Below are 16,307 nucleotides of genomic sequence, written 5' to 3'. Positions count from 1 at the left end.
TGAATCTCCTTGGTCTACGAATCACGCTGCAGTGGCAGCGGATTCAAAGCGGCTCAGTACTGCTCGTCCTCGGCAAAACTGACGTCGGTCTCGGGTGCATCCTCATCGTCGTCGTACCGGTCGGCGATGGCGCTCGCGTCGAACCCAGGAGGGCTGTCCTTGAGCTGCAGACCCATCTCGACCAGCTTCTCCTTGACCTCGTCGATCGACTTGGCACCGAAGTTGCGGATGTCGAGCAGGTCGGCCTCGCTGCGTCCGACGAGCTCACCCACGGTGTGGATGCCCTCGCGCTTGAGGCAGTTGTAGGAGCGGACGGTGAGGTCCAGGTCCTCGATCGGCATCGACAGGTGAGCCGCAAGAACGGCGTCCGTCGGCGATGGGCCCATGTCGATGCCCTCGGCCTCGACGTTGAGCTCGCGGGCCAGACCGAAGAGCTCGACCAGCGTCTTACCGGCCGAGGCCATCGCGTCACGGGGCGCCATCGAGTTCTTGGTTTCGACGTCCACGATCAGCTTGTCGAAGTCGGTGCGCTGCTCCACACGGGTGGCCTCGACCTTGTAGGTCACGGACAGCACCGGGGAGTAGATGGAGTCGACCGGGATACGGCCGATCTCCTGGTCGGCGGACTTGTTCTGCTGGGCGGAGACGTAACCGCGGCCACGCTCGACCGTCAGCTCCATCTCGACCTTGCCGGAGTCGTTCAGCGTCGCGATCTGCAGGTCGGGGTTGTGCACCTCGACACCGGCGGGCGGCGCGATGTCCGCGGCCGTGACGGCCCCGGGGCCCTGCTTGCGCAGGTACATGACCACAGGCTCGTCCTGCTCGGAGGACACCACCAGGCTCTTGATGTTGAGGATGATCTCGGTGACGTCTTCCTTGACACCGGGGATCGTGGTGAATTCGTGCTGCACACCATCGATGCGCAGGCTGGTGACGGAGGCACCGGGGATGCTGGACAGCAGGGTCCGGCGCAGGGAGTTGCCGAGCGTGTAGCCGAAGCCGGGCTCCAGCGGCTCGATGACGAACCGTGAGCGGTTGTCGGCGACGACTTCCTCGCTCAGGGTGGGGCGCTGTGCGATGAGCACTGTTTCTTTCCTTCCCACGGGCGACCGCTATTTGACGCCTCGTGTACGCAGCGCGTGAGCTTCGGTCCACTCACGCGCGTTCTGCAGCGACCTTCACCGGTTGTCAGCGGATTCGAGGCGTATCCGCCAGGAATCCGCTGACAACCGAAGAGGGATCAGTTCTTGGAGTAGAGCTCAACGATCAGCTGCTCGGTCAGCACGCTGTCGATCTGCGCGCGGGTCGGCAGCGAGTGCACCAGGATCTGCAGCGTGCCGGGCACGACGTGCAGCCAGGCCGGGACCGGGCGCTCACCGAAGGTCTCGCGAGCCAGCTGGATCGGGAAGATCTCGCGGGACTTCTCGCGGACGGTGATGATGTCGTACTGCTCCACCCGGTAGGACGGGATGTCGACGTTCTTGCCGTTGACCTGGAAGTGGCCGTGGCTGACCAGCTGACGCGACGCACGACGGGTGCGGGCGAGGCCGGCGCGGTAGACCACGTTGTCCAGCCGCGACTCCAGGATGGTGAGGAGCACCTCACCGGTCCGGCCCTGACGGCGGACGGCTTCCTTGTAGTAGCGGACGAACTGCTTCTCCATGATGCCGTAGGTGAAGCGAGCCTTCTGCTTCTCCTGCAGCTGCAGGAGGTACTCGTTCTCCTGGATCCGGCCGCGGCCGTGCTGGCCGGGCGGGAAGGGGCGCATCTCGAAGGACTTGTCACCCCCGACGAGGTCGGTCTTGAGGCGACGCGACTTCTTGGTGATGGGGCCGGTGTAACGGGCCATGATTCAGATCTCCTTGAAAGACTCGGGTCGGCGCTCAGCTACGACGCTTGGGCTGGCGGACACCGTTGTGCGGCTGAGGGGTGACGTCCTGGATGGCGCCGACCTCGAGGCCGGCGGCGGCCAGGGAGCGGATCGCGGTCTCACGGCCGGAGCCGGGGCCCTTGACGAAGACGTCGACCTTCTTCATGCCGTGCTCCATCGCCCGACGCGCGGCGGCCTCGGCGGCCATCTGCGCGGCGTACGGCGTGGACTTGCGGGAGCCCTTGAATCCGACCTGACCGGACGAGGCCCATGCGATGACGGCGCCGTTGGGGTCGGTGATCGAGACGATCGTGTTGTTGAAGGTGCTGCGGACGTAGGCGTGGCCTGCCGCAACGTTCTTCTTCTCCTTGCGGCGCACTTTCTTGGCGCCGGCCGCGGGGCGGCTCTTGGGAGGCATATGTATGAATCTCCTGGTTCGACTTCAGCGAGTAACGAGGGTGGAAGAGCGAAGGGACGGACCCCGGTGGGGTCTTACTTCGCCTTCTTGCGGCCGGCGACGGTGCGCTTGGGGCCCTTGCGGGTACGCGCGTTGGTCTTGGTGCGCTGGCCGTGCACGGGCAGGCCGCGACGGTGACGCAGGCCCTGGTAGGAACCGATCTCCACCTTGCGGCGGATGTCGGCGGCCACCTCACGGCGCAGGTCACCTTCGAGGCGGAAACTCGCCTCGAGGTGGTCGCGGAGCTGAACCAGCTCCTCCTCGCTGAGGTCACGGACACGGGTGTCCGGGTTGACGCCGGTTGCTTCCAGCGTCTGAGTGGCGCGGGTGCGACCCACGCCGTAGATGTAGGTGAGTGCGACCTCGACGCGCTTCTCGCGCGGCAGGTCGACACCGATGAGGCGTGCCATCTGGCGGTTCTCCTGTGTGTCTTCGGAGGTCTGGTGCGGATACCGGTCCCATGACCAGCCGGAGAGGGCTGAGATGGGTCCCCGGCCTCCGAGCCGGGGGTGACGTCCGGTGAGGGGTGCTCACCGGGGCCGGGTACCTGCAATAGCGACGACGTACGTCGTCGCACTGATATCTGTCGTCGTATGAAGTTGTGACGTGCGCGTTCTAGGCGAAGAACGCGACCGCTGCCGGTTGGCTGCGGGTCAGCCCTGCCGCTGCTTGTGGCGGGCGTTCTCGCAGATCACCATGACCCGGCCGTTACGGCGGATCACCTTGCAGTTGTCACAGATCTTCTTGACGCTCGGCTGGACTTTCATCGCACCTTTTGTCTTCGAAGTCGGTGCCCGACACCCGCGAGCGGGATCGGGCAGTGATGGGTTCGTGCAGTTGCTCCGTCAGCGATACCGGAAGACGATGCGGCCACGGGTCAGGTCATACGGGCTGAGCTCCACCACGACCCGGTCCTCGGGGAGGATCCGGATGTAGTGCTGTCGCATCTTCCCTGAGATGTGGGCCAACACCTTGTGACCGTTACTCAGCTCCACCCGGAACATCGCGTTCGGGAGAGCTTCGACGATCGTGCCCTCGATCTCGATGACACCGTCCTTCTTGGCCATGTCCTCCAACTCACCTGCGGAACGGGTGCGCCCATGATGGACGTCCCTGGAATGTCGATTCGCGAGTCTGCCTGCGACCCCCGGTCCGCGTCCTCACCGCACGAGGGCCGCAAGGGCCCGCCGTGAGATCAAGACGAGGAGAGGTGGTCGCGCAAGCCGAACCCGTCCTGGGCACGAAGTAGCGCGGAACACACCCGTGAACCGACACATCAGCTTACCTGTCCCACTGATCCCGCCCAAATCGCGCCGAACGACGCACCGGTCACGAGGGGCCGGTGTTGCGCCCCCGACCGCTCACCGGGGCCGCGTCGGCCGCGCCGTGACCGTCACGGTCGCGGTCGTGGTCGCGGTGCGGGTCACGGTGGCGCCGGGCGCGGTCCGGGTCACGGTGGGGGGTGGTGCTCGCGGTCGCGGTGCGGGTCACGGTCGTGCCGGGTGTTCGAACGGTCGTGACGGAGCCGGTCACCGTGACCGTGCGCGGCGCGGCCGCCAGCGTCGTGGTGAGGACCCGGGTCTGGTCACGACCCACCGCCGTCGACACGCTCGAGACGGTCGTGGTGACGGGGGCGGCCGTGGTGGTGACGGTTGTGGAGGCGGTGGTCGTGCTCGCGGCGGCGGACGTGCCACCCCCGCTGCGGGCAGTTCCCACGGCGAACCCCGCGATCGCGAAGGCGACCGCGCCGAGCAGGCCGCCGAGCAGCAACGGCAGCACGGGGGTGTGGCCGTCGCGAAGGTCGCGGCGGTACTCGAAGTCGTCGTCGTCCTGCTGGGTCTGCGGCTCGCGGGGAAGAAGTTCTCGAAGTCGCTCATCGCCCACTTTTCTCGCTGCGGCCCGTCGCCCGGTCCGATTGACCCGTCAACCGGTCATCCTGCCTCAACGATGCAGGTCATGCCCCGGTTTCGTCAGCGCAGGGGCGCGTATGTCGCGCCCGCCGCCGCGAGGTCGGCCTCGCCGCCGTCGACCGCCGTCAACACCCACAGTCCGCCCGGCGTCGCCGCGACCGTGTGCTCCCAGTGGGCCGCCCGCGCCCCGTCATCGGTCCGGACGGTCCAGCCGTCCTCCAACTCGTGGGTCTCGTGACCGCCCAGAGTGACCATCGGCTCGATCGCGACGGTCGCCCCCTCGCGGATGACCGGCCCGGAGGCACGCACCCGTTCGTTGAAGACGGTGGGCTCCATGTGCATCTCCTGCCCGATGCCGTGCCCGGTGTAGCCGTCGACGATGCCGAAGTCGACCGACAGGCCGTCCGCCTGCCAGGCCGCCGCCCCCGCGGCCACCCGCTCCTCGATGACCTGGCCGAGCTCGTAGACACCGCGCCCGGGCCGGAACGCGGCGATGCCGGCCCACAGCGCGTCACGGGTGGTGCGGGTCAGCGCGCGGTCTCCTGCGGTGGCGTAGTCGCCGACGGGCAGGGTGATGGCCGCGTCACCGTGCCAGCCGTCCACGATGGCGCCGCAGTCGACCGAGACGAGGTCGCCGTCCTCCAGCACCCGCTCCCCCGGGATGCCGTGCACGACCTCGTCGTTGACCGAGATGCACAACGTCGCCGGGAAGCCCTGATAGCCGAGGAAGCTCGGCTTCGCCCCGGCATCGCAAATGAAGGCGTGCGCGAGGTCGTCCAGGCGACCGGTCGTCGTACCAGCGACGGCGTGTTCGCGCACCATCTGCAGGCACCGACCGACGACCAGACCCGCCGCGCGCATCGAGTGCAGCTGGTCGGCGGTCTTGACGGGCAGTCGCTCCCTGCCGAACATCACACGGTTCCGTCCGGCGTCAGGCCGTGCGGGAGACGAGCTGGTCGAGTGTCTCGTCGATACGACGGGTCACCTCGTCGACCTCACCCATGCCGTCCAGCTCGTGCAGCAGACCGCGCTCGGCGTAGGTCTGCGCGAGCGGGTGGGTCTCCTTGTTGTAGATCTCCTGACGTTCCCGGATGACCTGCTCGGAGTCGTCGACGCGTCCGGAGGTCTTCGCGCGCTCGGTGAGGCGCGCGACCAGCTCGTCGTCGTCGACCATCAGGCGCAGCACGCCGTCGACGTGGTGGCCGTCGCGGGCCAGGAGCGCGTCGAGAGCGTCCACCTGGGCCATGGTGCGCGGGTAGCCGTCGAGCAGGAACCCGTCGGCCGCGTCTGGCTGCGCGAGCCGGTCGGCGACGATCTGGTTGGTGATCTCGTCGGTGACGTAGCCGCCGGCGTCCAGGATGTCCTTGACCTGCTTGCCGAGCGGGGTCTCGTCCTTGATGTTCGCCCGGAAGATGTCACCGGTCGACACGTGCGGGATCCCGTGGGTGGCGCACAACCGCTCCGCCTGCGTGCCCTTGCCGGCCCCCGGGGGCCCAGGATGATCAACCTCACACCCGGCCTCCTGCCGTCTGCTCCTTTTTGGCTGCCTTGGAGGCCTTCGGCTTCGACTTCGCACCGGGCTCGTCGGACCGCAGGAATCCCTCGTAGTGATGCTGCTGCAGCTTGGAGTCGACCTGCTTCACCGTCTCCAGGCCGACGCCCACCAGGATCAGGATCGAGGCGCCGCCGAACGGGAAGTTGGAGTTGGCACCCACCATCGCCAGGGCGATGAGCGGGATGAGGGCGAGGACACCCAGGTAGACCGCGCCCACGACGGTGATGCGGGTCAGCACGTAGTTGAGGTAGTCCGCCGTCGCCTTGCCCGCGCGGACGCCGGGGATGAACGACCCCGCCGACTTCAGGTTGTCCGCGACCTCTTCGGGCTGGTAGGTGATCGAGACGTAGAAGAAGGTGAAGAACACCACGAGGACCGTCGACAGCAGCATGTAGGACCAGTGGTCACCGCGGTTGAGGTTGTTCAGCACCCACTGCGCCCAGCCCGCCGCCGGCTTGCTGCGGTCGCTCGGTTGGGCGAACCCGGCGAGCAGCACCGGGAGGGACAGCAGGGAGGTCGCGAAGATGATCGGGATGACGTTGGCCATGTTGACCTTGAGCGGCAGGTACGTCGACATCCCGCCGTACATCCGCCGGCCCACCATCCGCTTGGCGTACTGCACCGGGATGCGTCGCTGGGAGTTCTCCACGAAGACCACGGCGACGGTGACGACGAGGCCCATCACGACGACCAGCAGGAACTTGCCCCAGCCCTGGTCGTGGATGGCCCACACCGAACCGGGCACCCTGGCCGCGACGGCGGTCAGGATCAGCAGCGACATGCCGTTGCCGATGCCGCGCTCGGTGATCTGCTCACCGAGCCACATGATCAGGCCGGTGCCGGCGGTCAGGACCAGCACCATGATGATCAGGTAGAAGACGCCCTGGTTCGGCATGATCGTCGGGCAGGTGCTGGAGTCGCCACCGAGCAGCGTCGAGGGGTTCGCCTTCGCGGCGGTGACCAGGGTCGCGGACTGCAGGAGCGCCAGACCGATCGTCAGATAACGCGTGTACTGCGTCATCTTCGTCTGGCCGGACTGCCCCTCCTTCTTCAGCTCCTCGAAGCGAGGGATCACCACCGTCAGCAGCTGCACGATGATGCTGGCCGTGATGTAGGGCATGATCCCGAGCGCGAAGACCGACAGCTGCAGCAGGGCGCCGCCGGAGAAGAGGTTGGCCAGACCGAGGAAGCTCTGGTTGGACCCGGCGCCCTTCTGGCAGGCCTGGATCAGCTTGAAGCTGATCCCGGGGGTGGGGATGTGCGATCCGAGCCGGAAGATCGCCATCACCAGGAGGGTGAACAGGATCTTCTTGCGCAGGTCCGGCGTCTTGAACGCACGGGCGGCGGCGGTGAGCAACAGGTCCTCCTACGGGCGGCCGACCTCCGGTGAGGTGACGACCTGTTCTACGGACTGACCGGGCGCTTCAGCATCCGGTCCGCCGTCCCGGTCGACGTGCGAGGCGGGTGGGCAATGAGCTGACAATACCTGGCATGCCGACGCCCCGGCGGCGAGACCCTCGTGAGGGTGCCACGCTACCGGGGCGCAGGCCTGGTTCGTACGCCGGTCGGCCTACCGCCGGGGCGGCAGGCCTGCGCGGGTCACGCCGAGGTGATGGAACCGCCGGCGGCCTCGATCTTCTCCTTGGCGGAGTGCGAGAACGCGTCGACCGTCAACTGCACCGACACACCGATCTCGCCGGTGCCGAGCACCTTGACCGGCACGCCCTTGCGGACCGCGCCCTTGGCGACGAGCTCGGAGGTGCCGACCGCGCCACCCTCGGGGAAGAGGGCGGTGATCTTGTCCAGGTTCACGACCTGGTAGGTCACCTTGGCGGGGTTCTTGAAGCCCCGCATCTTCGGCAGACGCATGTGCAGCGGCGTCTGACCACCCTCGAACGCGGCGGACACCTGGTAGCGGGCGCTGGTGCCCTTGGTGCCACGACCGGCGGTCTTGCCCTTGGAACCCTCACCACGACCCACGCGGGTCTTGGCCTTCTTCGCACCGGGAGCGGGGCGCAGGTGGTGCACCTTGAGCGCGTGCTCCTTGATGGGCGCCGAGGTGGACTCGGCGTTCGTCTTGTCTGTCATCAGTCAGTCTCCTCGACGGTCACCAGGTGGGCGACCGAGCGGACCATCCCGCGGAACTCGGGACGGTCCTCCTTGACGACGGTGTGGCCGATGCGCTTGAGACCGAGCGAACGCAGGGTCTCGCGGTGCTGCGGCTTGCCACCGATGTCGGAACGAATCTGCGTCACCCTCAGCGATGCCATCACGCACCTGCCTTCGGGGACGCGGCAGCCTCCGCCATCGCGCGCTGCATACGGGCCGGGGCCACGTGGTCCAGCGGCAGTCCGCGGCGGGCAGCCACGGCCTCGGGCCGCTCCAGGCCCTTCAGCGCGGCCACCGTGGCGTGCACGATGTTGATCGCGTTGTCCGAGCCGAGCGACTTGGACAGCACGTCGTGGATACCGGCGCACTCCAGGACGGCGCGCACCGGACCACCGGCGATGACACCGGTACCGGGCGAAGCCGGCTTCAGCAGCACGACACCGGCGGCCGCCTCACCCTGGATGGGGTGCGGGATGGTCTCGCCGATCATCGGGACGCGGAAGAAGCTCTTCTTGGCCTCCTCGACGCCCTTGGCGATGGCCGAGGGGACCTCTTTGGCCTTGCCGTAGCCGACGCCGACGCTGCCCTGGCCGTCTCCGACCACGACGAGCGCGGTGAAGCTGAACCGGCGGCCACCCTGGACCACCTTGGACACGCGGTTGATGGTGATCACGCGCTCCAGGTACTGGTTGCGGTCGTCACCTCCGCGGCCACCGCGGCCACCGCGGTCGTTGCCGCCGCGCCCGCCGCCACGACCGCCACGGTCATTGCCGCCGGCTGCGGCGTTGCTGTTGTCGGATCCGGTGCCCTGACTCGGGCCACCGGCACCTCGACGCTGGGGTCCAGGCATCAGTGGTTCCTCACCTTCGTGATAGCAAACATGCGAGTCGTCAGACCCGGGGTCCCCGCGAAGTATCGGAGCGCCAGCGGAGAACTTCGTGGGGTTTTCATAGGGTCAGGCCACCCTCGCGGGCGCCGTCGGCGATCGCTGCGACGCGGCCGGCGTACTTGTTGCCTCCGCGGTCGAAGACGACGGATTCCACGCCGGCTTCCCTGGCGCGGGCGGCGACCAGCTGGCCGACCTGCTTGGCCTTGGCGGTCTTGTCACCGTCGAAGGTGCGCAGGTCCGCTTCCATCGTGGAGGCGGACGCCACGGTCTTGCCGACGGTGTCGTCGACGACCTGGACGAACACGTGACGCGAGGAGCGCGAGACGACCAGCCGGGGACGCTGCGTCGTACCCGAGATGCGCTTGCGCAACCGGAAGTGACGACGTGCCCGGGCAGCCTGCTTGCTCGTGGAGCGCTTGATGATCTTTGCCATGGCTTACTTACCAGCCTTTCCGACCTTGCGGCGGATGCGCTCGCCTTCATAGCGAACGCCCTTGGCCTTGTACGGGTCGGGCTTGCGCAACTTGCGGATGTTCGCCGACACTTCGCCGACGAGCTGCTTGTCGATGCCGGTGACCGAGAACCGGGTGGGGTTCTCGACGGCGAAGGAGATGCCCTCGGGGGCGGTCACGGTGATCGAGTGGCTGTACCCCAGAGCGAACTCCAGGTTGGAACCCTTCGCGACCACGCGGTAACCGGTGCCGTGGATCTCCAACTTCTTCGTGTAGCCCTCGGTGACACCGACGACCATGTTGTTGATGAGGCTGCGGGTGAGGCCGTGGCGGGCGCGGGACTCACGCTCGTCGTTGGGCCGCGACACCTGCAGCACACCCTCGTCCTGGGCGACCGTGATCGGCTCGGGCAGCGTCAAATCCAACTGACCCTTGGGACCCTTGACGTTGACGGTACGACCGTCGATCGACACATCGACTCCGGCCGGGACCGGAACGGGGAGACGTCCGATACGAGACATCGTTGATTCCTCCTTAGTTCCTGGTCACCAGACGTAGGCGAGGACTTCCCCGCCAACGCCCTTGTTTGCTGCCTGCCGGTCGGTCAACAGACCGGAGGACGTGGACACGATCGCAACGCCGAGGCCACCGAGCACGCGAGGCATGTTCGTGGACTTGGCGTAGACACGCAGACCCGGCTTGGACACCCGTCGGACGCCCGCGATGGAGCGCTCCCGGTTGGGGCCGTACTTCAGGTCGATGATCAAGGTCTTGCCCACCTCGGCGTCCTCCACCCGGAAGCCACCGATGTAGCCCTCGGCCTGCAGGATCTCGGCGATGTGGGACTTCAACTTCGAGAACGGCATGGACGTGGAGTCGTGGTGCGCCGAGTTGGCGTTCCTGACCCGCGTCAACATGTCCGCGATCGGATCGGTCATGGTCATTGGGCTGCTCTGCCCTTCCTCACCGCGGTTTCGGGGCCACGGGATGTCCGCGGCCGACCTACGGTGTAGTTCGTAGTGATGTCCTGGCTCGCATCGGTGCGACCCATGACGGGAAGTTGTTCGACGTACGTCGAGCTCACCAGGAGCTCTTGGTCACACCGGGCAGCTCGCCACGGTGTGCCATCTCACGCAGGCAGATGCGGCACAGGCCGAACTTGCGGTACACCGCGTGCGGCCGGCCACAGCGCTGGCACCGGGTGTAGCCGCGGACGGCGAACTTCGGCTTGCGCTCGGACTTCTTGACTAGGGCGGTCTTGGCCACGGGTCAGTTCTCCTTGAACGGGAAGCCCAGTGCGCGCAACAGCGCCCGGCCCTCGTCGTCGTTGCTGGCGGTCGTCACGACCGTGATGTCCATCCCGCGGACCCGGTCGATGCGGTCCTGGTCGATCTCGTGGAAGACCGACTGCTCGGTGAGGCCGAACGTGTAGTTGCCGTTGCCGTCGAACTGCTTGGGCGACAGGCCACGGAAGTCACGGATGCGCGGCAGCGCGACCGAGACGAGGCGGTCCAGGAACTCCCACATGCGGTCGCCGCGCAGCGTGGTGTGCGCGCCGATCGGCATACCCTCGCGCAGCTTGAACTGCGCGATCGACTTGCGGGCCTGAGTGACCGCCGGCTTCTGGCCGGTGATCGCGGCGAGGTCCTTGATGGCACCGTCGATCAGCTTGGAGTCGCGGGCTGCGTCGCCCACACCCATGTTGACGACGACCTTCACGACGCCGGGCACCTGCATGACGTTGCCGAAGTCGAACTGCTCGCGCAGCGCGGCCTTGATCTCGCCGTGGTAGCGCGCCTTCATGCGGGGCGTCGACGATGCCGATGCCGTCGTGGTCGGAGTGGCAGTAGCAGTCATCACAGGTCCTTTCCGGAACGCACCGCGACACGGGTACGGACGGTCTTGGTGCGCCCGTCACGCTCGACCTGCTCGACGCGGGTCCGGATACGGGTGGGCTTGCCGCTCTCGGGGTCGACCACGGCCACGTTGCTCACGTGGATCGGCGCCTCGACGACCTCGATGCCGCCGGAGCCACCACCGGGCTGACCCGCACGCACGTGCTTGGTCACCCGGTTGATGCCCTCGACGAGCACCCGACCGTTCTCGGGGTACACCGCGATGACCTTGCCCTGCTTGCCCCGGTCACCGCCGTTCTTCTGCGAACGGCCGCTGATGACCTGGACCAGGTCGTTCTTCTTGATCTTCATGGTCGGCTTGGTAGGAGCCGCCACCTTCTTCTTCAACGCCATGGTTCAGAGCACCTCCGGGGCCAGCGAGATGATCTTCATGAAGCGCTTCTCGCGCAGCTCGCGGCCCACCGGGCCGAAGATGCGGGTGCCCCGGGGGTCACCGTCGCCCTTGAGGATCACCGCTGCGTTCTCGTCGAATCGGATGTACGAGCCGTCGGCCCGGCGGCGCTCCTTGCGGGTGCGCACGATGACAGCCTTGACGACGTCGCCCTTCTTGACGTTGCCACCGGGGATGGCGTCCTTGACGGTCGCCACGATCGTGTCACCGATGCCGGCGTAGCGACGGCCCGAGCCGCCGAGAACCCGAATGCACAAGATCTCCTTGGCACCGGTGTTGTCGGCGACGCGAAGTCGCGACTCCTGCTGGATCACTGGTTTTCTCCTGTCGTCTCACTGGTTCTCACCGCGCAGCGGTGAGCCTTGCGGAACTAGTGGTTTTTGGGTTACTTCGCTCGTTCGAGGATCTGCACGATGCGCCAGTGCTTGTGCGCTGACAACGGGCGGGTCTCCATGATCTGGACGCGGTCGCCGACACCACAGTCGTTGGTCTCGTCGTGCGCCTTGATCTTCGTGGTGCGACGGATGACCTTGCCGTAGAGCGCGTGCTTGACGCGGTCCTCGACCTCGACCACGACGGTCTTGTCCATCTTGTCGCTCACGACGTAGCCCTGCCGCGTCTTGCGGTAGTTGCGATCGTCATCGGTCACGGTCTTCTCCTGCGTGTTCTCGCTCATGTCAGCTCACCTTCGAGGGGGACTCGTCGGTGGGCGCCTGGCCGATGCCGAGCTCGCGCTCACGCATCTCGGTGTAGAGCCGGGCGATGTCCTTGCGGACCGCGCGCAGCCGGGAGTTGTTCTCCAGCTGGCCGGTCGCGGACTGGAACCGCAGATTGAACAGCTCCTGCTTGGCCTTGCCCAACTCTTCATCGAGACGCGCGTCGTCGAACTCACGCAGCGCCTTCGGCATGAGGTCCTTGGAACCGGTAGCCATCAGAAGTCACCACCTTCACGTGCGACGAAGCGGCACTTCATCGGCAACTTGTGCATCGCCAGGCGCATGGCCTCGCGTGCGACGTCTTCGGACACACCGGACAGCTCGAACATCACGCGTCCGGGCTTGACGTTGGCGATCCACCACTCGGGCGAACCCTTACCGGAACCCATCCGGGTCTCGGCCGGCTTCTTGGTCAGCGGGCGGTCGGGGTAGATGTTGATCCACACCTTTCCGCCTCGCTTGATGTAGCGGGTCATGGCGATACGAGCGGACTCGATCTGCCGGTTGGTGACGTAGGCGGGCTCGAGAGCCTGGATGCCGAAGTCACCGAACGTGACGCGGGTGCCGCCCTTGGCGGCGCCGCTGCGACCCGGGTGGTGCTGCTTGCGGTGCTTCACACGACGGGGAATCAACATCAGGCCTGCACCCCCTCGGCGGTCGGCGCGGGTGCGTCGGTCGCGGGGGCAGTGCTCTGCCCGGCAGCCGGCGCGTCGTCACGACGGGGACGGCTCGCGCCCCGGTCGCCACCACGGTCGGTGCGCGGACCACGGTCGTCACGCCGGCGGGCCGGACGCGACGGCGCGGCGGCCTGCTCGCGTGCCAGTTCCTTGGCGGTGAGGTCACCGTTGTAGATCCAGACCTTGACGCCGATGCGACCGAACGTCGTCTTGGCCTCGTAGAAGCCGTAGTCGATGTTCGCGCGCAGCGTGTGCAGCGGGACGCGGCCCTCGCGGTAGAACTCGGTGCGGCTCATCTCGGCGCCGTTCAGACGACCGGAGACCATCACCCGGATGCCCTTGGCACCGGCGCGCTGGCTGGACTGCATGCCCTTGCGCATCGCACGACGGAAGTTCACCCGCGCCGACAGCTGCTCGGCGATGCCCTGCGCGACCAGCTGAGCGTCGGCCTCGGGGTTCTTGACCTCGAGGATGTTCAGCTGCACCTGCTTGGCGGTGAGCTTCTCCAGCTCGCCACGCAGCCGGTCGGCCTCGGCGCCGCGGCGACCGATGACGATGCCGGGACGCGCGGTGTGGATGTCGATGCGGACCCGGTCACGGGTGCGCTCGATGTCGACGCGGCTGATGCCCGCGCGCTCCATGCCCTTGGACATGAGGCGACGGATGGCCACGTCTTCCTTGACGTAGTCGCGGTAGCGCTGGCCGGCCTTGTTGCTGTCGGCGTACCAGCGGCTCTTGTGCTCGGTGGTGATGCCGAGGCGGAAACCGTTCGGGTTGACCTTCTGACCCATGGTTATCGCCGTCCTTCCTGCGAATCCGGCTGGGTGACCTGCACGGTGATGTGGCTGCTGCGCTTGAGGATCTGGCTGGCCCGACCCTGGGCACGCGGGCGGAACCGCTTCATCGTGGGGCCCTCGTCGACGTACGCGGCGCTGACCACGAGGGTGCGCTCGTCGAATGCCTGCGAGTGCTTGTCGGCGGTGACGCGGGCGTTGGCGATGGCGCTGCGAAGCACCTTCAGCACCGGCTCGCTCGCCGTCTGCGGCGCGAAGGTGAGCACGGCGATGGCTTCGCCGGCCTGCTTGCCGCGGATCATGTCCACGACTCGTCGGGCCTTCTGCGGCGTGACCCGGACGTACCGGGCCGAGGCTGTGGCCTGCATCGCGCTCCCTTCGGAAATCGTCTCTGTATTCGTCATCGGTGATTCCCCCCGCGTCAGCGGCGGCGCCCCTTCCGGTCGTCCTTCTCGTGACCCTTGAAGGTGCGAGTCGGTGCGAACTCCCCGAGCTTGTGGCCGACCATCGACTCGGTCACGAAGACCGGGACGTGCTTGCGACCGTCGTGCACGGCCAGGGTGTGGCCGAGCATGTCGGGGGTGATCATCGACCGGCGGGACCAGGTCTTGATGACGTTCTTGGTGCCGGCTTCGTTCTGGACATCGACCTTCTTCTGAAGGTGGTCGTCGACGAAGGGACCCTTTTTCAGGCTACGTGGCATGTCTTATCGCTTCTTTCGACGGCGACGCACGATGAGCTTGTCGCTCTCCTTGTTGGGGCGGCGGGTACGGCCCTCGGCCTGTCCCCACGGGCTGACCGGGTGGCGACCACCGGAGGTCTTGCCCTCACCACCACCATGCGGGTGGTCCACGGGGTTCATCGCGACACCGCGGACGGTCGGGCGCTTGCCCTTCCAGCGCATCCGGCCGGCCTTGCCCCAGTTGATGTTGCTCTGCTCGGCGTTGCCGACCTCGCCGATCGTGGCGCGGCAGCGGACGTCGACGTTGCGGATCTCACCGGACGGCATCCGCAGCTGTGCGTACGGGCCGTCCTTGGCGACGAGCTGCACGCGGGCACCGGCCGAGCGGGCGATCTTCGCACCGCCACCGGGCCGCAGCTCGATGCAGTGCAGGACCGTACCGGTCGGGATGTTGCGCAGCGGCAGGTTGTTGCCGGGCTTGATGTCGGCCGACGGACCGTTCTCGACCAGGTCGCCCTGGCTGAGGCGGTTCGGCGCCACGATGTAGCGCTTCTCGCCGTCGGCGTAGTGCAGCAGCGCGATGCGCGCCGTGCGGTTCGGGTCGTACTCGATGTGCGCGACCTTGGCGGGGATGCCGTCCTTGTCGGAGCGACGGAAGTCGATCACCCGGTAGGCGCGTTTGTGACCGCCACCGATGTGCCGGGTGGTGATGCGCCCCGAGGAGTTGCGACCGCCGGTCTTGGCGAGCGGGCGCACCAGAGACTTCTCCGGTGTCGAGCGCGTCACCTCGACGAAGTCCGCCACGCTCGACCCACGCCGGCCTGGCGTCGTCGGCTTGTACTTGCGGATAGCCATACTTACGTCCTTACGTCCTTGTCCCTCTAAGTCCTATGTGCGACAACATGTCTCGCGGGTCAGCCGGCAGTGCCGACCTCACCGAAGATGTCGATCGCACCTTCCTTGAGGGAGACGATCGCGCGCTTGGTGTCCTTGCGCTTGCCGAGGCCGGCCTTGGTACGACGCGTCTTGCCCTTGCGGTTCAGCGTGTGGACCGAGGAGACCTTGACGTCGAAGACCTTCTCGACGGCGATCTTGATCTCGGTCTTGTTGGCACGCGGGTCGACCACGAAGGTGTACTTGCCCTCGTCCATCAGGGCGTACGACTTCTCCGAGACGACCGGCTTCAGCAGGATGTCGCGGGGGTCCTTGATGTGGATCCGGCTGGTCACTTCGCGTCCTCCTGCGTGGTGAGCTTGGCGGCCTGCAGCGGTCCGGCGAGGAACGCATCGAGCGCGGCCTTGGTGAAGACCAGGTCATCGGCGCAGAGCACGTCGTAGGTGTTGAGCTGGTCGGCGTACAGCGTGTGCACGGCTTCCAGGTTGCGCACCGAGAGGAGCGCGTTGCGCTCGTCACGGCTGAGCACCACCAGCAGGTTCTTGCGCTCGCTCACGTTGCCGAGCAGCGTCGCCGCCGTGCGGGTGGAGGGCACGTCGCCCTCGACCAGTCCGGTGTAGACGTGGATGCGGCCGTGGCGCGCCCGGTCGGAGAGGGCACCGCGCAGGGCGGCGGCCTTCATCTTCTTCGGGGTGCGCTGGCTGTAGTCGCGCGGCTGCGGGCCGTGGACGACGCCACCACCGGCGAACTGCGGCGCACGGGTCGAACCCTGACGCGCGCGGCCGGTGCCCTTCTGGGCGTAGGGCTTGCGGCCACCACCGCGGACTTCGCCGCGGGTCTTGGTGGAGTGTGTGCCCTGCCGTGCGGCAGCGAGCTGCGCGACGACGACCTGGTGGATCAGCGGCACGTTGGTCGCCACGTCGAAGATCTCGGCGGGCAGCTCGACGGTGCCGTCGGTCGCGCCGGCGGGAGTCTGGATGTCAACGGAAGTCATC

28 protein-coding genes and 1 pseudogene are annotated in these 16,307 nt (G+C 67.2%); all 29 read right to left on the bottom strand.

Going from position 1 to position 16,307, the window contains the following annotated elements; all coding sequences use genetic code 11:
* Nucleotides 1-53: 53 nt before the first annotated feature.
* Nucleotides 54-1,085, bottom strand: coding sequence for a DNA-directed RNA polymerase subunit alpha (locus LVQ62_RS07360; RefSeq protein WP_179482540.1), 1,032 nt, complete (start codon nucleotides 1,083-1,085; stop codon nucleotides 54-56).
* Between the two features lie 155 nt (nucleotides 1,086-1,240).
* Nucleotides 1,241-1,849 carry a 30S ribosomal protein S4 gene (gene rpsD, locus LVQ62_RS07355; RefSeq protein WP_179482541.1) on the bottom strand — a complete coding sequence of 203 codons (609 nt, stop codon included), beginning with the start codon at nucleotides 1,847-1,849 and terminating at the stop codon, nucleotides 1,241-1,243.
* A 34-nt stretch (nucleotides 1,850-1,883) separates the two neighbouring features.
* Entirely contained in the window at nucleotides 1,884-2,288 is a 405-nt protein-coding gene (gene rpsK, locus LVQ62_RS07350) for a 30S ribosomal protein S11 (protein ID WP_179482542.1), read from the bottom strand.
* Between the two features lie 74 nt (nucleotides 2,289-2,362).
* Nucleotides 2,363-2,737, bottom strand: coding sequence for a 30S ribosomal protein S13 (gene rpsM, locus LVQ62_RS07345; protein ID WP_179482543.1), 375 nt, complete (start codon nucleotides 2,735-2,737; stop codon nucleotides 2,363-2,365).
* Between the two features lie 243 nt (nucleotides 2,738-2,980).
* Entirely contained in the window at nucleotides 2,981-3,094 is a 114-nt protein-coding gene (gene rpmJ, locus LVQ62_RS07340) for a 50S ribosomal protein L36 (protein ID WP_179482544.1), read from the bottom strand.
* A 78-nt stretch (nucleotides 3,095-3,172) separates the two neighbouring features.
* Nucleotides 3,173-3,394 (bottom strand): translation initiation factor IF-1, encoded by a 222-nt coding sequence (infA, locus tag LVQ62_RS07335; protein ID WP_013493543.1) that lies wholly within the window; start codon nucleotides 3,392-3,394, stop codon nucleotides 3,173-3,175.
* Nucleotides 3,395-3,656: 262 nt separating this feature from the next.
* Nucleotides 3,657-4,211, bottom strand: coding sequence for a hypothetical protein (locus tag LVQ62_RS07330; RefSeq protein ID WP_233767010.1), 555 nt, complete (start codon nucleotides 4,209-4,211; stop codon nucleotides 3,657-3,659).
* 86 nt (nucleotides 4,212-4,297) lie between these two features.
* Nucleotides 4,298-5,149 (bottom strand): type I methionyl aminopeptidase, encoded by an 852-nt coding sequence (map, locus tag LVQ62_RS07325; protein ID WP_233767008.1) that lies wholly within the window; start codon nucleotides 5,147-5,149, stop codon nucleotides 4,298-4,300.
* A gap of 19 nt (nucleotides 5,150-5,168) precedes the next feature.
* A pseudogene (locus tag LVQ62_RS07320) lies at nucleotides 5,169-5,732 on the bottom strand (adenylate kinase); the annotation flags it as partial.
* Between the two features lie 13 nt (nucleotides 5,733-5,745).
* Nucleotides 5,746-7,149 carry a preprotein translocase subunit SecY gene (gene secY / locus LVQ62_RS07315; protein WP_208053209.1) on the bottom strand — a complete coding sequence of 468 codons (1,404 nt, stop codon included), beginning with the start codon at nucleotides 7,147-7,149 and terminating at the stop codon, nucleotides 5,746-5,748.
* Between the two features lie 242 nt (nucleotides 7,150-7,391).
* The gene (gene rplO, locus LVQ62_RS07310) at nucleotides 7,392-7,880 is read right to left on the bottom strand and encodes a 50S ribosomal protein L15 (RefSeq protein ID WP_233767004.1); all 489 of its coding nucleotides are present in this window, start codon (nucleotides 7,878-7,880) and stop codon (nucleotides 7,392-7,394) included.
* Nucleotides 7,880-8,062 carry a 50S ribosomal protein L30 gene (rpmD, locus tag LVQ62_RS07305; protein ID WP_233767000.1) on the bottom strand — a complete coding sequence of 61 codons (183 nt, stop codon included), beginning with the start codon at nucleotides 8,060-8,062 and terminating at the stop codon, nucleotides 7,880-7,882. Before rpmD ends, rplO begins: the two co-directional genes overlap by 1 nt.
* Nucleotides 8,062-8,751, bottom strand: a complete 690-nt coding sequence (gene rpsE, locus LVQ62_RS07300) for a 30S ribosomal protein S5 (protein WP_179482558.1) — start codon at nucleotides 8,749-8,751, stop codon at nucleotides 8,062-8,064. The genes rpmD and rpsE overlap by 1 nt, the downstream gene beginning before the upstream one ends.
* Nucleotides 8,752-8,848: 97 nt before the next feature.
* Complete coding sequence (rplR, locus tag LVQ62_RS07295; protein WP_233766998.1) at nucleotides 8,849-9,223, bottom strand: 50S ribosomal protein L18; 375 nt, start codon at nucleotides 9,221-9,223, stop codon at nucleotides 8,849-8,851.
* A 3-nt stretch (nucleotides 9,224-9,226) separates the two neighbouring features.
* Nucleotides 9,227-9,763, bottom strand: a complete 537-nt coding sequence (gene rplF / locus LVQ62_RS07290; RefSeq protein WP_179482562.1) for a 50S ribosomal protein L6 — start codon at nucleotides 9,761-9,763, stop codon at nucleotides 9,227-9,229.
* A gap of 24 nt (nucleotides 9,764-9,787) precedes the next feature.
* Nucleotides 9,788-10,186, bottom strand: a complete 399-nt coding sequence (gene rpsH, locus LVQ62_RS07285) for a 30S ribosomal protein S8 (protein WP_179482564.1) — start codon at nucleotides 10,184-10,186, stop codon at nucleotides 9,788-9,790.
* Nucleotides 10,187-10,322: 136 nt separating this feature from the next.
* Nucleotides 10,323-10,508 (bottom strand): type Z 30S ribosomal protein S14, encoded by a 186-nt coding sequence (locus tag LVQ62_RS07280; RefSeq protein ID WP_179482566.1) that lies wholly within the window; start codon nucleotides 10,506-10,508, stop codon nucleotides 10,323-10,325.
* A 3-nt stretch (nucleotides 10,509-10,511) separates the two neighbouring features.
* Nucleotides 10,512-11,099: a 50S ribosomal protein L5 gene (gene rplE, locus LVQ62_RS07275; protein WP_233766996.1), complete on the bottom strand. Its 588-nt coding sequence runs from the start codon at nucleotides 11,097-11,099 to the stop codon at nucleotides 10,512-10,514.
* Nucleotides 11,099-11,491 (bottom strand): 50S ribosomal protein L24, encoded by a 393-nt coding sequence (gene rplX / locus LVQ62_RS07270; RefSeq protein WP_233766994.1) that lies wholly within the window; start codon nucleotides 11,489-11,491, stop codon nucleotides 11,099-11,101. The genes rplE and rplX overlap by 1 nt, the downstream gene beginning before the upstream one ends.
* Nucleotides 11,492-11,494: 3 nt before the next feature.
* The gene (rplN, locus tag LVQ62_RS07265; protein ID WP_145229687.1) at nucleotides 11,495-11,863 is read right to left on the bottom strand and encodes a 50S ribosomal protein L14; all 369 of its coding nucleotides are present in this window, start codon (nucleotides 11,861-11,863) and stop codon (nucleotides 11,495-11,497) included.
* Between the two features lie 71 nt (nucleotides 11,864-11,934).
* The gene (gene rpsQ / locus LVQ62_RS07260) at nucleotides 11,935-12,225 is read right to left on the bottom strand and encodes a 30S ribosomal protein S17 (RefSeq protein WP_179482570.1); all 291 of its coding nucleotides are present in this window, start codon (nucleotides 12,223-12,225) and stop codon (nucleotides 11,935-11,937) included.
* 1 nt (nucleotide 12,226) lies between these two features.
* Nucleotides 12,227-12,481 carry a 50S ribosomal protein L29 gene (rpmC, locus tag LVQ62_RS07255; RefSeq protein WP_179482572.1) on the bottom strand — a complete coding sequence of 85 codons (255 nt, stop codon included), beginning with the start codon at nucleotides 12,479-12,481 and terminating at the stop codon, nucleotides 12,227-12,229.
* The gene (gene rplP, locus LVQ62_RS07250) at nucleotides 12,481-12,900 is read right to left on the bottom strand and encodes a 50S ribosomal protein L16 (RefSeq protein WP_179482575.1); all 420 of its coding nucleotides are present in this window, start codon (nucleotides 12,898-12,900) and stop codon (nucleotides 12,481-12,483) included. The genes rpmC and rplP overlap by 1 nt, the downstream gene beginning before the upstream one ends.
* A complete protein-coding gene (gene rpsC / locus LVQ62_RS07245) occupies nucleotides 12,900-13,733 on the bottom strand; it encodes a 30S ribosomal protein S3 (RefSeq protein ID WP_233766990.1) in 834 nt (277 codons plus the stop codon). Before rpsC ends, rplP begins: the two co-directional genes overlap by 1 nt.
* Nucleotides 13,734-13,735: 2 nt before the next feature.
* Nucleotides 13,736-14,104 carry a 50S ribosomal protein L22 gene (gene rplV, locus LVQ62_RS07240; RefSeq protein WP_179482579.1) on the bottom strand — a complete coding sequence of 123 codons (369 nt, stop codon included), beginning with the start codon at nucleotides 14,102-14,104 and terminating at the stop codon, nucleotides 13,736-13,738.
* Between the two features lie 53 nt (nucleotides 14,105-14,157).
* On the bottom strand, nucleotides 14,158-14,439 hold the full coding sequence (rpsS, locus tag LVQ62_RS07235) for a 30S ribosomal protein S19 (protein ID WP_179482581.1): 282 nt from the start codon (nucleotides 14,437-14,439) through the stop codon (nucleotides 14,158-14,160).
* A gap of 3 nt (nucleotides 14,440-14,442) precedes the next feature.
* Nucleotides 14,443-15,273, bottom strand: a complete 831-nt coding sequence (gene rplB, locus LVQ62_RS07230) for a 50S ribosomal protein L2 (RefSeq protein ID WP_179482583.1) — start codon at nucleotides 15,271-15,273, stop codon at nucleotides 14,443-14,445.
* A 59-nt stretch (nucleotides 15,274-15,332) separates the two neighbouring features.
* The gene (rplW, locus tag LVQ62_RS07225) at nucleotides 15,333-15,647 is read right to left on the bottom strand and encodes a 50S ribosomal protein L23 (RefSeq protein ID WP_233766987.1); all 315 of its coding nucleotides are present in this window, start codon (nucleotides 15,645-15,647) and stop codon (nucleotides 15,333-15,335) included.
* A complete protein-coding gene (gene rplD / locus LVQ62_RS07220; protein ID WP_179482585.1) occupies nucleotides 15,644-16,306 on the bottom strand; it encodes a 50S ribosomal protein L4 in 663 nt (220 codons plus the stop codon). Before rplD ends, rplW begins: the two co-directional genes overlap by 4 nt.
* Nucleotide 16,307: the final 1 nt, after the last annotated feature.

This window comes from Allobranchiibius sp. GilTou73 (assembly GCF_021391335.1).
GTDB classification, from domain to species: Bacteria; Actinomycetota; Actinomycetes; order Actinomycetales; family Dermatophilaceae; genus Allobranchiibius; species Allobranchiibius huperziae.
This window is presented reverse-complemented; position numbering and strand designations above follow the sequence as displayed.

Bases quoted from the DNA above. Each gene is read 5' to 3' on its own strand.
- rpsD (WP_179482541.1), bottom strand. From the start codon at position 1,849: ATGGCCCGTTACACCGGCCCCATCACCAAGAAGTCGCGTCGCCTCAAG.
- rpsK (WP_179482542.1), bottom strand. From the start codon at position 2,288: ATGCCTCCCAAGAGCCGCCCCGCGGCCGGCGCCAAGAAAGTGCGCCGC.
- rpsM (WP_179482543.1), bottom strand. From the start codon at position 2,737: ATGGCACGCCTCATCGGTGTCGACCTGCCGCGCGAGAAGCGCGTCGAG.
- rpmJ (WP_179482544.1), bottom strand. From the start codon at position 3,094: ATGAAAGTCCAGCCGAGCGTCAAGAAGATCTGTGACAACTGCAAGGTG.
- infA (WP_013493543.1), bottom strand. From the start codon at position 3,394: ATGGCCAAGAAGGACGGTGTCATCGAGATCGAGGGCACGATCGTCGAA.
- map (WP_233767008.1), bottom strand. From the start codon at position 5,149: ATGTTCGGCAGGGAGCGACTGCCCGTCAAGACCGCCGACCAGCTGCAC.
- rplO (WP_233767004.1), bottom strand. From the start codon at position 7,880: ATGACAGACAAGACGAACGCCGAGTCCACCTCGGCGCCCATCAAGGAG.
- rpmD (WP_233767000.1), bottom strand. From the start codon at position 8,062: ATGGCATCGCTGAGGGTGACGCAGATTCGTTCCGACATCGGTGGCAAG.
- rpsE (WP_179482558.1), bottom strand. From the start codon at position 8,751: ATGCCTGGACCCCAGCGTCGAGGTGCCGGTGGCCCGAGTCAGGGCACC.
- rplR (WP_233766998.1), bottom strand. From the start codon at position 9,223: ATGGCAAAGATCATCAAGCGCTCCACGAGCAAGCAGGCTGCCCGGGCA.
- rplF (WP_179482562.1), bottom strand. From the start codon at position 9,763: ATGTCTCGTATCGGACGTCTCCCCGTTCCGGTCCCGGCCGGAGTCGAT.
- rpsH (WP_179482564.1), bottom strand. From the start codon at position 10,186: ATGACCATGACCGATCCGATCGCGGACATGTTGACGCGGGTCAGGAAC.
- rplE (WP_233766996.1), bottom strand. From the start codon at position 11,099: ATGACTGCTACTGCCACTCCGACCACGACGGCATCGGCATCGTCGACG.
- rplX (WP_233766994.1), bottom strand. From the start codon at position 11,491: ATGGCGTTGAAGAAGAAGGTGGCGGCTCCTACCAAGCCGACCATGAAG.
- rpsQ (WP_179482570.1), bottom strand. From the start codon at position 12,225: ATGAGCGAGAACACGCAGGAGAAGACCGTGACCGATGACGATCGCAAC.
- rpmC (WP_179482572.1), bottom strand. From the start codon at position 12,481: ATGGCTACCGGTTCCAAGGACCTCATGCCGAAGGCGCTGCGTGAGTTC.
- rplP (WP_179482575.1), bottom strand. From the start codon at position 12,900: ATGTTGATTCCCCGTCGTGTGAAGCACCGCAAGCAGCACCACCCGGGT.
- rpsC (WP_233766990.1), bottom strand. From the start codon at position 13,733: ATGGGTCAGAAGGTCAACCCGAACGGTTTCCGCCTCGGCATCACCACC.
- rplV (WP_179482579.1), bottom strand. From the start codon at position 14,104: ATGCAGGCCACAGCCTCGGCCCGGTACGTCCGGGTCACGCCGCAGAAG.
- rpsS (WP_179482581.1), bottom strand. From the start codon at position 14,439: ATGCCACGTAGCCTGAAAAAGGGTCCCTTCGTCGACGACCACCTTCAG.
- rplB (WP_179482583.1), bottom strand. From the start codon at position 15,273: ATGGCTATCCGCAAGTACAAGCCGACGACGCCAGGCCGGCGTGGGTCG.
- rplD (WP_179482585.1), bottom strand. From the start codon at position 16,306: ATGACTTCCGTTGACATCCAGACTCCCGCCGGCGCGACCGACGGCACC.